This is a genomic window from Trinickia camelliae (assembly GCF_053525655.1).
The window spans coordinates 11,716-25,274 of sequence record NZ_JBCHAA010000005.1 but is presented as its reverse complement, the minus strand read 5'-3'; the positions used below and the strand labels follow the sequence as shown (position 1 = coordinate 25,274).

The window sequence follows — 13,559 nt, the reverse complement described above, 5'->3', positions numbered from 1 at the left end:
TCGTCCTTCCCCAACCCATGGAGACTTGCGAATGCGTTACAACCGACTCGGCCGCACGGGCCTTTTCGTTTCGGAACTTTGCCTCGGCACGATGACCTTCGGCGGAGGCACCGGCATTTGGGATCAGATCGGCAACGTGCAGCAGAACGACGCCGACCGCCTGATCGGCCGCGCGCTCGATGCGGGCATCAACTTCATCGATACGGCCGATGTCTATTCGGCCGGGCTGTCCGAAGAAATCACGGGACAAGCACTGAAAAACCTGCGCGTGCCGCGCGAGAACGTCGTGGTCGCCACCAAGGTGTTGGGCGCGACCGGGAGCACGCCCAACACGCTCGGCGCCTCGCGCTATCACATCATGGACGGGTTCAAGCCGAGCCTGCGCCGCCTGCAGCTCGATCACGTCGACCTTTACCAGATCCACGGTTTCGATCCCGCGACACCGATCGAAGAGACGGTCCGTGCGCTCGACACGCTCGTGCAGCAGGGACACGTGCGCTATGTCGGCGTGTCGAACTGGGCCGCGTGGCAGATCGTCAAGGCGCTCGGTATCGCCGAGCGCGGCGGCCTCGCGCGCTTCGAATCGCTGCAGGCGTATTACACGCTCGCGGGCCGCGATCTCGAGCGCGAGCTCGTGCCGATGATGAAAAGCGAGGGACTCGGGCTCATGGTCTGGAGCCCGCTCGCGGGCGGGCTGCTGTCGGGCAAGTACGGCCGGCAAACGCAAGCCGAGGCCGGCAGCCGGCGCACGACGTTCGATTTTCCGCCGGTCGATCGCGAGCGCGCGTATGACTGCATCGATGCGATGCGCGGGATTGCCGAGGCTCGCGGGGTATCGGTCGCGCAGATCGCGCTCGCGTGGCTGCTGCATCAGGAGGCGGTGACGACGATCATCATCGGCGCGAAGCGCATCGATCAGCTCGACGACAACCTCGCCGCCACGCAGATCGAACTCACCGCCGACGAACTCGCCCGGCTCGACGAAGTCAGCCGGCTGCCGGCCGAATATCCCGGCTGGATGCTCGCGCGCCAAGGCGAAGCGCGTCGCAACCAGTTGCAAGCGGCGCGTCGGAGGACGAGCGAATAAACGCTTCGCTTTGGACGGCGCGGCGTGGCGAAGAAAACGTCACGCGCGCCGGTCGCTTGCCCATCGTGCGGCCAAGACGCCCTCCTCCCTCGCCGCGCCGCCACTTTCTTTCAAATTTCCTTCAACAAGCCGCCACCAACCCGACGCAAAAAATCCCCAAATTTCAGGTTGACTTTGTATCTTTCGATATATATCTTTAGATACGTTTTACGATACAACCAGATTTGGAGCACCCAACATGCGTCACTCTCACCACTCCCGTTACTCCTGGGACCGCGAACCGATGTTCGCGGACGCCTTCTCATTCCGCGCGTTCTGGCACGCGATCGGCCGCCACTCCCACGGGCGAGGCGGCGGTGGCGGCTACTGGGGAGGCGGCCGCGGCGGCTTCGACGGCGATAACGAAGGGTTGCCGCGCGGCCGCAAATTCACCGGCGACGACCTCCAACTGCTGCTCCTCGCGCTGATCGCCGAAGAGCCGCGCCATGGCTACGAGCTGATCAAGGCGCTCGAAGCGCGCTCGAACGGCTTCTACGCACCGAGCCCCGGCATGGTCTATCCGGCGCTGACGTATCTCGAAGAGCTCGGCTACGTGACGGTGCAGGTCGAAGGCAACCGCAAGCGCTATGCACTCGCCGAGCCGGGCCGCGAGCATCTGGCCGAGAACCGCGAACGCGTCGAGATGATGCTCGCCAAGCTCGCGCACATCGCCCACCGGATGGATTCCGTGCGGCGCGCCTATGCGGGCGAAGAGGCGGGCGACGGCGAGCCGGGCGGCTGGCTGCCTGAACTCTACGAAGCCAAGAAGGCGCTCAAGCGCGCGCTGTTCCGCCACGCGAGCGCATCGACGGCGGAACAGCAGCGCATCGCCGCGATCCTCTTGCGCGCCGCGGCCGAGATCGAAGGCGGTGCGAGCCAGCCCGCCGGCAACCCGGGCACCGGCGAAACCGTTTGAATTTCCTGGAAGAATCTATGCAGACCCACCCCGAATTGACCGTGACGCGCGTGCGTCACCCGCTGAAGTTCCGGCTCTTGCAGGTCAAGCGCATCCATACGCTGACCCCGCATCTCAAGCGCATCACGCTGACGGGCGACGATCTCGCCGACTTCGAGTCGGCGTCCTTCGACGATCACCTCAAAGTGTTCTTCCCCGAGCCCGGCGCAGATAAGCCGGTCATGCCGGTCGCTGGTCCGGACGGTCCGGCGTTTCCGTCCGACCAACCGCGCCCGACCGCGCGCGACTACACGCCGCGCCGCTTCGATCGCGCCGCACGCGAGCTCGACATCGACTTCGTGTTGCACGATGCAGGTCCGGCCACGACCTGGGCGGCGCAAGCGCAGCCCGGCCAATACCTCGGTGTCGGCGGCCCGCGCGGGTCGTTTATCGTGCCGGCCGGCTTCGACTGGCACCTGCTGATCGGCGACGACACCGCTTTGCCCGCGATCGCTCGCCGCCTCGAAGAACTGCCGGCCGGTGCACGCGTTGCGGCGATCCTCGAAGTCGCCGATTTCTCGGCGCAGATCGAATTCAACACGGCTGTGGACCTTCACGTCGTCTGGCGGCATCGCAACGAAGCGGGCGCACAAAACGATGCCCTGCTGCAAGCCGTGCGCGGCACCTATCTCCCTGACGGCGACGGCTATGTGTGGGCAGCGGGCGAATCCTCGGCAATCCGCGCAGTGCGTCAGCATTTGTGCACCGAGCGCGGCATCGACAAGACGCGCATTCGCGCTTCAAGCTATTGGCGGCGCGGCGCGGCAGCGGTTCACGAGTCACTCGACGACTGACCCTCAGCCCCCGCCCGACGGACGTCACAAACAAGAGGACATCAACAAATATGTACGCCCTCTCCTCCAGCCGCGAGCGCAGCCTGCTATGGCTCCTCGCGCTGACCCAGTTCACGCTGATCATGGACTTCATGGTCATGATGCCGCTGGGTCCGCAGATCATGCACGCGTTTCAGATCACCCCCGCCGCGTTCGCGACGGCGGTGTCGACCTATTCGTGGTGCTCCGGTCTGTCAGGACTCCTCGCCGCCACCTATATCGACCGCTTCGACCGCCGCCGTCTGCTGCTCGCGGTGTACGCGCTCTTCGCGCTCTCGAACCTCGCCTGCGCGCTCGCCACGAGCTACCCGATGCTGCTCGCGGCACGCGCGTTCGCCGGCATTACGGGCGGCGTGCTCGGCTCGGTGGTCATGGCGATCGTGACCGACGTGATCCCCGTCGCGCGCCGCGGCGCCGCGACCGGCGTCATCATGACGGCGTTCTCGCTCGCGGCGATCGCGGGTGTGCCGGCCGGCGTCGTGCTCGGCGCGCACTTCGGCTGGGGCTCACCGTTCTCACTGCTCGTCGTGCTGTCCGTGCTGATCTGGTTCGGCTGCTCGCGCATCGTGCCGCAGTTGAACGAGCATCTCGCCCACCGTGCGCCGCCGCTCGCGGAAGTGCTGCCCGCGCTGTGGCGGCTCATGATCTATCCGCGGCATCTGAAGGCGTTCGCACTCACGTTCACGATGATGCTGTCGCACATGCTCGTGATCCCGTTCATCTCGCCTGTGCTGGTCGCGAATCACGGCGTAGCGCCCGCGCAGCTGTCATGGATCTATATGGCAGGCGGCGCCGCCACGTTCTTCACGTCGCGCGCGGTCGGCCGGCTCGCCGACCGCTACGGACGCCGCCAGATCTTTCGCGTGTTCGGCATCGTGTCGATGCTGCCCTTGCTGTTCGTGACGCATTTGCCTGATTTGCCGTTTGCGGTCGTCACCGTGTTCTTCGCGTTCTTCATGGTCGTGATGTCGGGCCGCATGGTGCCGATGCAGGCACTGCTCACCACCGTGCCGGCGCCTGCTCAGCGCGGCGCGTTCCTGAGCGCGAACAGCGCGGTGCAGGCGCTCGGCACCGGCTGCGGCGCGTGGCTCGGCGGCTTGCTGCTGTCGCAAGGACCGGCCGGACACATTCTTGGCTATGGGTCGAACGGCTGGCTCGCGGTCGCGCTGCTGGTCGTTGCGCTGCTGTGGGTGAGCCAGGTGAAAGGCGCGGCCGAAGGCCAAGCCGCGCCGGCGCCGGACAAGCGGGAGCTGGTCGGCGAGGCGTGAGCGGCGATTGACGTTGGCGGCTTGACTCGCAGGCCGCCGTCGATCGCCATCACTCGCCGAAAGTCTCGACCACGAAGTCGATGAAGCTGCGCAGCTTCGGCGTCGGCCGGCGGTCTGGGGCGTAGAGCAGGTGCATCGGCAACGAAGGCGCCTCGAAACCGGGCAGCAACTCAACGAGCCGCCCCGCCGCCAGGTCTTCCTGCAGCATGTCGCGCGGCTGCAGAACGATGCCCGCGCCTTCGACCGCCGCCGCGCGCAGCGCCTGCCCGTTGTTGATCGAAAAGCGGCTCTTCAGCCGCACCCGATGGGTACCTTGGGCACTCTTGAACTCCCAGTCGACAGCCGGCGGCCGCGCCCAATAGGCAAAGCCGACACATTCGTGCTCGGCCAGATCCTCCGGCCGCTCCGGCGTGCCGTACTCCGCGAGGTAGGCGGGCGAGGCGCAGACGACGAGCCGGAAAGGCGCCAGCGGACGCGCGATGAGGCCCGAATCGGCGATCGGCGCAACCCGGATCACCGCCTCGTAGCCTTCGTCGATCAAGTCGACGACGCGATCGGTCAGCGTCAGGTCGACGCTCACTTCCGGGTACTTGCGCACATAGCGCGCGAGCATCGGCGTCAGACTGTAGGCGCCCCAACTGACCGGCGCATTGACTCTGAGCTTGCCGCGCGGGACGGCTTGCAGGCTGTCGGCGAGCGCCTCGGCGGCCTCGACTTCCGCGAGCACGGCCTTGCTGCGCTCGTAGAACGCGCGCCCCGCTTCGGTCAGACTCTGACGCCGCGTCGTGCGGCTGATGAGCCTCATGCCAAAGCGCTCTTCCAAAAAGCGCACGTGCTTGCCGACGAGTTGCGACGACATGCTGAGCGCTTCGCCGGCACTCGCGAACGAACCGGTTTCGGCGGCTTTCACGAAGACCGCCATGCTCGTGAGTCGATCCATGATTAGAAACGATCTGTTTCGATAGATTGATCTTACGCGGTATTTATCGCGCTTTTGGCTCGAATTATAGTGGGCTCCTCATTCACTCGCAGGAGATCGAACCATGTCGCGCATCGTGCGTATCCATCAGAACGGCGGTCCGGAAGTCCTCAAGATCGACCAGGTCGATGTGCCGCCGCCCGGCGCCGGAGAAATCGCGGTTCAAATCAAGGCGCTCGGGCTGAACCGCGCTGAATCGATGTTTCGCTCCGGGCAGTACGTCGAAGCCCCGGTTTTCCCCGCCCGGTTGGGTTACGAAGGCGCAGGCGTCGTGACCGCGCTGGGTGCGGGCGTGACGAACGTCGCCGTCGGCGATGCGGTCAGCATCATCCCGCCGCTGTCGATCACGCGCTGGGGCGCTTATGGCGAAGTCGCGAACTTCCCGGCCGAACTGGCCGTGAAGCATCCGGCGTCGCTCAGCTGGGAGCAAGCCGCCGCGATCTGGATGCAGTACGTGACGGCCTACGGCGCGCTGATCGAGATCGCCGGACTCAAGCAAGGCGACGCGGTCATCATCACCGCCGCGTCGAGCAGCGTGGGCCTCGCCGCGATCCAGGTCGCGAGAATGGTTGGCGCGACCTCGATCGCGACGACGCGCACCCGCGCCAAGGCGGACGCGCTGCGCGAGTTCGGCGCCGATCACGTGATCGTCACCGACGAGGAGAATCTCGCCGAGCGCGTCGCGCAGATCACGGACGGCAAGCTCGCGCGGGTGGCCTTCGACCCGGTCGCCGGTCCGGCACTGGAAGCGCTCGCGCAAGCCGTGTCGACGGGCGGCATCATCCTCGAGTACGGCGCGCTCGCCCCCGCCCCGACGCCGTTCCCGCTGTTCCCGGTGCTGGCGAAAATGCTCACCGTGCACGGCTATCAGTACAAGCAAATCGTCGGGAATCCCGAGCGGCTCGCTCGAGCGAAACGCTTCATCTTGGAAGGGCTCGCGTCGGGCGCGTTGAAGCCGGTGATCGACAAGGTCTTCACGCTCGATCAGATCGTCGAAGCCCATCGCTATCTCGAATCGAACCAGCAATTCGGCAAGATCGTCGTCACGGTCTGAAACGAAAAAAGCGGAAAGCGGTATGACGCCGCTCCCCGCCTTTCGGCTGACTACCGACTACTCGGTGCTGCTTACTTCTGCACGGCGCCCGACACTGCGCTCGCCGCCGTGTCGGCTTGAGCTGCCGTCGCTGCAGCAGCCGCCGATGCGGGCTGCGCTGCCGGAGCCGCCGCTTGCGGCGCGGATGCGCCCTGAGCAGCGGCCGGCTTGCCCACCGGAGCGGCCGGCTGCGAATCAGGCTTGGCCGTCGCATCGAGTTCCGCGTAGCGCACCGAGTCCTGCACCTGCTTCATCGCCAGATTGGCCTCGTAGTACTGCTTCGCGGTCAGGAGCCCGTCTGCGGTGTCGACCGCGGCGATGGTCTTCGCCAGCGGCACGGCGGCGAGCGTGAACCGGATCTTCACGTCAGCCAGCCGCAGCGTTTCGAGCGCACCGTCACGGTCGCCGTTCTTCATCTGCTCGTTGGCCTTGTTCGCTGCATCGATCTTCGACGGCACTTTCGTGATGTCCTCCACGATCGAGATGTCGCCGGCCACCGGCAGCCACTGCACCGGCTCTTTCGCATCGGCCTTGGCCATCTCGGCTGCCGGGCCCTTCATTTCCGATTCCGCTTTGAGGAACGCGGTGTCGTCCTTCTTGGCCAGCTTCAGCGATTGCTGTGCTTCCTTGACCAGCTTCGCGGCCACTTCCGGCTTGCCGTCGAACAGCGCGACACGCGCTTTGCCGATTTGATCGAACGCCTTGCTGCCTTCCTGCGACAGCTTGCGAAGATCCTTCGCCACCTTGGCGTTGGGAACCGAAGCCGCTGCCTGGGCGGGTTCAGCCGCTACGACGTTCGACACACCGACCAACCCTGCCGACAAAGCCATGGCGCATACGAGAGCGCTTGCGATGCGTGTTTTTTTCATTTTTCTTTCCTTGAAAAGCCCGGCTAGCGATTCGAACTCGTGCGCTCGCTCGAGCGATCTGAAAATCGGCCAGGGCCTATTCCCCAACCGTTCTGCGGAGTTCGAACCAACTCAACTCCAACAGATGGCTTTCAAGGTAAAGAGCAATAATTAAACGAAAATTAACAAGATAGAAAGCATTTCGAATGCTTATCTCGTAACCGCATCGCTGCTTACGCCGTCCGCAGCCCCTCCTTCGTTCGTGACTTCGCGCCGCCGCTTGCCGTGCGCGCCAGCACCGGCGCAAGCGCCGCGCCGGTGTGGCTTGCGCGCACTTGCACGAGGGTTTCCGGATCGGCCGCCGCGACGATCGCGCCGCCGCCGACGCCGCCTTCCGGGCCGAGATCGATGATCCAGTCGGCTTCCGCGATCACGTCGAGGTCATGCTCGATCACGACGACGCTATGCCCGGCGTCGACGAGCCGATGCAGCACACGAATCAGCTTCGCGACGTCCGCCATGTGCAGGCCGACCGTCGGCTCGTCGAGCACGTAAAGCGTGTGCGGCGCTTTTTGGCCGCGGCGCGTGATGTCGTCGCGCACCTTGGAAAGCTCGGTGACGAGCTTGATGCGCTGCGCCTCGCCGCCGGAGAGCGTCGGCGAAGGCTGGCCGAGCGTCAGATAGCCGAGGCCCACGTCTTTCATCAACTGCAGCGGATGCGCGATGTTCGACATCGCCGCGAAGAACTCGACCGCCTCGTCGACTTCCATCGTCAGCACGTCGCCGATGTTCTTGCCACGCCAGGTGACCGCGAGCGTCTCCGGATTGAAGCGCTGGCCGTGACAGACATCGCATGGCACCTTCACGTCGGGCAGAAAGCTCATGCCGATCGTGCGCACGCCCTGGCCTTCGCAGGCGGGGCAGCGTCCGTCGCCGGTGTTGAACGAGAAGCGCGATGCCGTGTAGCCGCGTGCGCGCGCTTCGAGCGTGTCGGCGAAGAGCCTGCGGATCGTGTCCCAAACGCCGATATAGGTCGCCGGACACGAGCGCGGCGTCTTGCCGATCGGCGTCTGGTCGACTTCGAGCACGCGGTCGATCGCTTCCCAGCCGCTGATCGAATCGCACCCTTGCCAGCTATGCGTCACGTTGAGCGACGCGCGCGGCGCGGTGCGCGCGAGCACGCTCGTGCGGCGCTTCTCGGCGGACGGCCCGCCTGCGCCGCTTGCCTGAGCGCTCTTGCGGGCGCGCTTGGTCGCCGGCGACGACAGCACCGAGCGGCCCACGGCGTCGAGCAGGTTCGTCATCAGCACGTCGCGCGCGAGCGTCGACTTGCCGGAGCCGCTCACGCCGGTGATCGCGACAAGCCGCGCGAGCGGAATGTTCGCGGTCACGTTGCGCAGGTTGTGCAGCTTGCCGCCGTGCACGGTCAGCCAGCGCTCAGGTACCGCGCCCGAGCGCTTGGTTTCCTGCGCGACCTCGCGGCGCGTCTGCAGCGGATGCACGATCGGCTCCGCGAGGAACTGGCCGGTCAGCGAATCCTTGCGCGCGGACAGGTCGCCGACTCCGCCTTGCGCCACCAGCTGCCCGCCGCGCTTGCCCGCGCCCGGACCGATGTCGATGATGTGATCGGCACGCCGGATCGTGTCCTCGTCATGCTCGACGACGACGAGCGTGTTGCCCTTGTCGCCGAGCTTTTTCAGCGCGTTCAGCAGGATCTGGTTGTCGCGCGGATGGAGGCCGATCGTCGGTTCATCGAGCACGTAGCAGACGCCCTGCAGATTGCTGCCGAGTTGCGCGGCCAGACGAATCCGCTGCGCTTCGCCGCCCGAGAGGCTCGGCGCCGCGCGATCGAGGCTCAGATAGCCGAGGCCCACTTCTTCGAGGAACTGCAAACGGCTCTGGATTTCGCTGACGACATCGCGCGCGATCTGCGCGTCGCGTCCGTTCATCTTGAGCGAGTCGATCCAGCGGCGCGTGTCGGACACGGTCCACTGCGCGATATCGGTGATCGCTTGCGCGTCGAACTTAACGGCGCGCGCTTCCTCGTTCAAGCGCGTGCCGTGGCAGTCCGGACAGGGCTCGTCGCCGACGCCTTCCGGCTCCTGCTCCTCCGACGGCAGGCTCTGTTCGCGGCCGCGGCCGTCTTCGGCGAAGGTCGTGTCGTCGAACACGGCGCGCTGCTCGCGCGTGAGCGCGAGGCCCGTGCCGACACAGGTCGTGCACCAGCCATGCTTGCTGTTGTACGAGAACATGCGCGGATCGAGTTCGGGGTAGCTCGTGCCGCACACCGGGCAGGCGCGCTTCACTGAAAGCACTTTCACCGCGCCCACGCGCGACGTGCCGTGACCGTTGCTCAATGCGTCGCCGAGACCGTCCAACGGTGCGAGCAAATGCATCACGCCCTTGCCGAGCTCGAGCGTCTGGTCGAGCGCTGCCCGCAGCTCGCCCTCGCGGTCCGCCGATACGACGAGATCGGCGACCGGCAACTCGATCGTATGTTCGCGGAAGCGGTCGAGCTTCGGCCACGGGTCGACCGACAGGAACTCGCCGTCGACGCGCAAGTGCGTATTGCCGCGCGCCTTCGCCCACTTCGCGAGATCCGTATAGACGCCCTTGCGATTGACGACGAGCGGCGCGAGCAAGCCGACGTGCTCGCCCTTGTGATCGCGCAGCAACTGCGCGGCGATCGATTCGACGCTTTGCGACGTGACGGGTGTGCCGTCGTGCACGCAATGCTGGATGCCGAGCTTCACGTAGAGCAGGCGCAGGAAGTGCCAGACCTCGGACGTCGTCGCGACCGTGCTCTTGCGGCCGCCGCGCGAGAGGCGCTGCTCGATCGCCACGGTCGGCGGGATGCCGTAGACGGCGTCGACTTCGGGGCGTCCCGCAGGCTGCACGATCGAACGCGCGTAGGCGTTGAGCGACTCGAGGTAGCGGCGCTGACCTTCATGGAACAGGATGTCGAACGCGAGCGTCGATTTGCCCGAGCCCGACACGCCGGTGATCACGTTGAAGCGGCCATGCGGGATGTCGACATCGAGCGCCTTCAAGTTGTGCTCGCGCGCGTTGACGATGCGTACGACGTTGTCGCCTTCTACGGCTCGACGTGCGCGCGCAGCAGCGAGGGCGCTTTGCAACGGCACGCCGGTATCGATTTGCGCGGCCGCTTTCGCGCCCGCACCCATCGCCGCGTCGTATTGAATCAGCGCCTGGCCCGTGTGCGATTCGGCGCAGGCCTTCACGTCTTCCGGCGTGCCCGCGACGAGCACGCGCCCGCCGCCGTCGCCGCCTTCCGGACCGAGGTCGATCAGCCAGTCCGCCGCGCGGATCACGTCGAGGTTGTGCTCGATCACGATCAGCGAATGCCCGCCCGCGAGCAGCTTGCCGAACGAGCGCATCAGCTTCGCGATGTCGTCGAAATGCAGACCCGTGGTCGGTTCGTCGAACATGAAGAGCCGGCCGGCGGAGGCGCCTTGTTTGCCGCGCCCCTGGGCGGTCTCGGCGAGAAAGCCCGCGAGCTTCAGGCGCTGCGCTTCGCCGCCCGAGAGCGTCGGCACGGGTTGACCGAGCTTCACGTATTCAAGGCCCACGTCGACGATCGGCTGCAATACGCGCAATACGTCCGCGTCTTTCGCGAAGAACGCCGCCGCCTCGCTGACGGTCAGCTCCAGCACGTCCGCGATCGACAACGCACGCGGCGGCATCCCGCGCTCGATCTTCACGTCGAGCACTTCGGCGCGATAGCGGCGGCCATCGCAATCGGGGCAGCGCAGGTAGACATCGCTCAAGAACTGCATCTCGATGTGCTCGAAGCCCGAGCCGCCGCAAGTCGGACAGCGTCCGTCGCCCGAGTTGAAGCTGAACGTGCCCGCGCCATAGCCGCGCTGCGCGGCGAGCGGGGCCTTCGCGAACAGCTTGCGGATCTCGTCGAACGCGCCGACGTAGCTCGCCGGATTCGAGCGCGCGGTCTTGCCGATCGGCGATTGATCGACGAACACGACGTCGCTGATGCGATGCGCGCCCGTGAGCTGGCGATACGCGCCCGGTGATTCGGTGGCCTTGCCCAGTTGCCGCGCGAGCGCCGGATACATCACGTCTTGCAGCAGCGTCGATTTGCCGGAGCCGGACACGCCCGTCACGCAGACGAGGCGCTTCAACGGAATCTCGACCGTCACGTCCTTGAGGTTGTGCTGCGTCGCGCCTTCGAGCACGATGCGCGGCGTGTCCGCGTCGATTCGCCGGCGCTCCCAGTGCGATGCGTCGGCGACGTGCTTCCTGCCGCTCAGATAGTCGCCGGTCAGCGTGCCGGCCTTGCGGATATCGCCAGGCGTGCCGTCGAAGATGATCGTGCCGCCGCGTTCACCCGGGCCCGGCCCCATGTCGATCAAACGATCGGCCGCGAGCATCACTGACGGATCGTGCTCGACCACCACGAGCGTGTTGCCCGCATCGCGCAGCCGCTGCATCGCCTCGACGATCCGGTTGAGATCGCGCGGATGCAGGCCGATGCTCGGCTCGTCGAGCACGAAGAGCGTCTTCGTCAGCGAGGTGCCGAGCGCGGTCGTCAAATTGATCCGCTGGACTTCGCCGCCCGAGAGCGTGCGGCTCTGGCGATCGAGCGTCAGGTAGCCGAGGCCCACGTCGCACAGATATTTCAGGCGTGTGCGCACTTCCGCGATCAGGAGCTTCAACGCGTCGTCGAGCAGCGCGCTCGGCAGCGTGATCTCATCGAAGAAGCGGCGGATGCGCTCGATCGGCAGCAGCATCAGATCGTGCACCGTGAGGCCAGGCAACGTTTCCAGTTGAACGCGCGACCAGGCGACACCGCGCGGCATGAAGCGCGCTTCGAAGGCGAGCACGGCGTCGGCGTTCGCCTTCGTGCCGAGACGCCACAGCAGCGACTCGGTCTTCAGGCGCGCGCCGCCGCAGGTCTCGCACGGCGTGTAGCTGCGGTACTTCGACAAGAGCACGCGGATGTGCATCTTGTACGCCTTCGATTCGAGGTAGCTGAAAAAGCGCTTCACGCCATACCAGTGACGCTGCCACTGGCCGTCCCAATCAGGCGAGCCGTTGATGACCCAGTCGCGCTGGTCGGCGTTGAGTTCGGCCCACGGCTTATCGAGCGGGATGCCCGCCCGCGCGCCGTAGCGCATCAGGTCGTCCTGACATTCTTTCCATGCGGGCGTCTGCAGCGTCTTGATCGCGCCACCGCGCAAAGTCTTGCGCTCGTCGGGAATCACGAGCCCGAGGTCGACGCCGATCACGCGGCCGAAACCGCGGCAGACATCGCAAGCGCCGTAGGCCGAGTTGAACGAGAACAGTCCCGGCTGCGGATCGGCATAGCGCAGATCGCTCTCGGGGCAATGGAGACCGGTCGAGAAACGCCACACTTGCGGCGTGTTCGGCTTGTCGACGGCTTGCTTATCGTCGTCGCTCGATTCCGGCAGCACATAGACGTTCACGCGCCCCGCCCCGCGCTTGAGCGACGCTTCGATCGCCTCGACCGCGCGCACTTTGTCGGTCTTCTGCAGACGGAAACGGTCGGCGACGACGTCGAGCAGCTTGCGCGTGCCGGTCGGCGAGGAAACCTCGCGCTGTGCCTGCACGCGCGTGTAGCCGCTCGCGGAAAGCCATTGCTCGACCTCGGCCTCGCTTGCCGATTCGGGCAGCTCGACCGGAAACGTGACGACCAGGCGCGGATCGCCGGCCGCGGCGCTGCGCTCGAGCAGCTCGGCGTAGATCGTCTCCGGCGTGTCGTGCCGCACGTCTTGCGCGGTCTCCTTGTCGAACAGCTCGGCGGCGCGCGCGTACAGCAGCTTCAGATGGTCGTTCAGCTCGGTCATCGTGCCGACCGTCGAGCGCGAGCTGCGCACGGGGTTGGTCTGATCGATCGCGATCGCGGGCGGCACGCCGTCCACGCGATCGACTTGCGGCCGGTCCATCCGGTCGAGAAATTGACGGGCGTACGCGCTGAAGGTCTCGACGTAGCGCCGCTGCCCTTCCGCGTACAACGTATCGAACACCAGGCTCGACTTGCCCGAGCCCGACGGACCCGTGACCACCGTCATTTCGCCGGTGTGCAGATCGAGGTCCACGTTTTTCAGGTTGTGCTGACGGGCTCCGCGAATGCGGATGACGCCGGATGTCATGGGAGCGATCCTTTTCTGATGCCTGGGAGAGTCGGAATGCGTCCTCGCTTCCGCCTCGCTCATGCAGCGAATCGGGAAGCAAGAAAGGACGCCAGGGGTGCAATGATAGCCCCGTCAAACGCGTGTTGCTAACGCTCGATTTCAGGCGGGGTTTGTGCGGCGGATCGGCGCGTGGCGCGGGTTTCCGGGCTGATTGATTGGTTCGCGCGACTAATGGAACAGCAGGAAAAACTCGGCACGCGCGCTAGCCAAAACGGTCGCAATCGCACGCCCCTCGGTCGCGCCGATGCGCCGCATTCACGCCGCGG

8 protein-coding genes are annotated in these 13,559 nt (G+C 66.0%); 5 read left to right on the top strand and 3 right to left on the bottom strand.

What is annotated here, in order from left to right; translation table 11 throughout:
* Positions 1-31 precede the first annotated feature (31 nt).
* From AAHK20_RS10370 to AAHK20_RS10355, 4 genes are all read left to right on the top strand, one after another.
* Positions 32-1,087, top strand: a complete 1,056-nt coding sequence (locus AAHK20_RS10370) for an aldo/keto reductase (RefSeq protein WP_449181370.1) — start codon at positions 32-34, stop codon at positions 1,085-1,087.
* A gap of 238 nt (positions 1,088-1,325) precedes the next feature.
* Positions 1,326-2,042: a PadR family transcriptional regulator gene (locus AAHK20_RS10365; RefSeq protein WP_449181369.1), complete on the top strand. Its 717-nt coding sequence runs from the start codon at positions 1,326-1,328 to the stop codon at positions 2,040-2,042.
* Positions 2,043-2,059: 17 nt separating this feature from the next.
* Entirely contained in the window at positions 2,060-2,875 is an 816-nt protein-coding gene (locus AAHK20_RS10360) for a siderophore-interacting protein (protein ID WP_449181368.1), read from the top strand.
* Positions 2,876-2,925: 50 nt separating this feature from the next.
* Entirely contained in the window at positions 2,926-4,182 is a 1,257-nt protein-coding gene (locus AAHK20_RS10355) for an MFS transporter (RefSeq protein WP_449181367.1), read from the top strand.
* 49 nt (positions 4,183-4,231) lie between these two features.
* On the opposite strand, the gene AAHK20_RS10350 is transcribed toward AAHK20_RS10355, so the two are convergent.
* Positions 4,232-5,122 carry a LysR family transcriptional regulator gene (locus tag AAHK20_RS10350; protein ID WP_449181366.1) on the bottom strand — a complete coding sequence of 297 codons (891 nt, stop codon included), beginning with the start codon at positions 5,120-5,122 and terminating at the stop codon, positions 4,232-4,234.
* A gap of 103 nt (positions 5,123-5,225) precedes the next feature.
* Between AAHK20_RS10350 and AAHK20_RS10345 the strand changes: the two genes are divergently transcribed.
* The gene (locus tag AAHK20_RS10345) at positions 5,226-6,215 is read left to right on the top strand and encodes a zinc-dependent alcohol dehydrogenase family protein (RefSeq protein ID WP_449181365.1); all 990 of its coding nucleotides are present in this window, start codon (positions 5,226-5,228) and stop codon (positions 6,213-6,215) included.
* A gap of 71 nt (positions 6,216-6,286) precedes the next feature.
* Here AAHK20_RS10345 and AAHK20_RS10340 read toward each other — a convergent pair whose 3' ends face one another.
* Both AAHK20_RS10340 and uvrA read right to left on the bottom strand, forming a co-directional pair.
* Entirely contained in the window at positions 6,287-7,123 is an 837-nt protein-coding gene (locus AAHK20_RS10340; RefSeq protein WP_449181364.1) for a YfdX family protein, read from the bottom strand.
* A gap of 212 nt (positions 7,124-7,335) precedes the next feature.
* Positions 7,336-13,251 (bottom strand): excinuclease ABC subunit UvrA, encoded by a 5,916-nt coding sequence (gene uvrA, locus AAHK20_RS10335; protein WP_449181363.1) that lies wholly within the window; start codon positions 13,249-13,251, stop codon positions 7,336-7,338.
* Between the last annotated feature and the right edge of the window lie 308 nt (positions 13,252-13,559).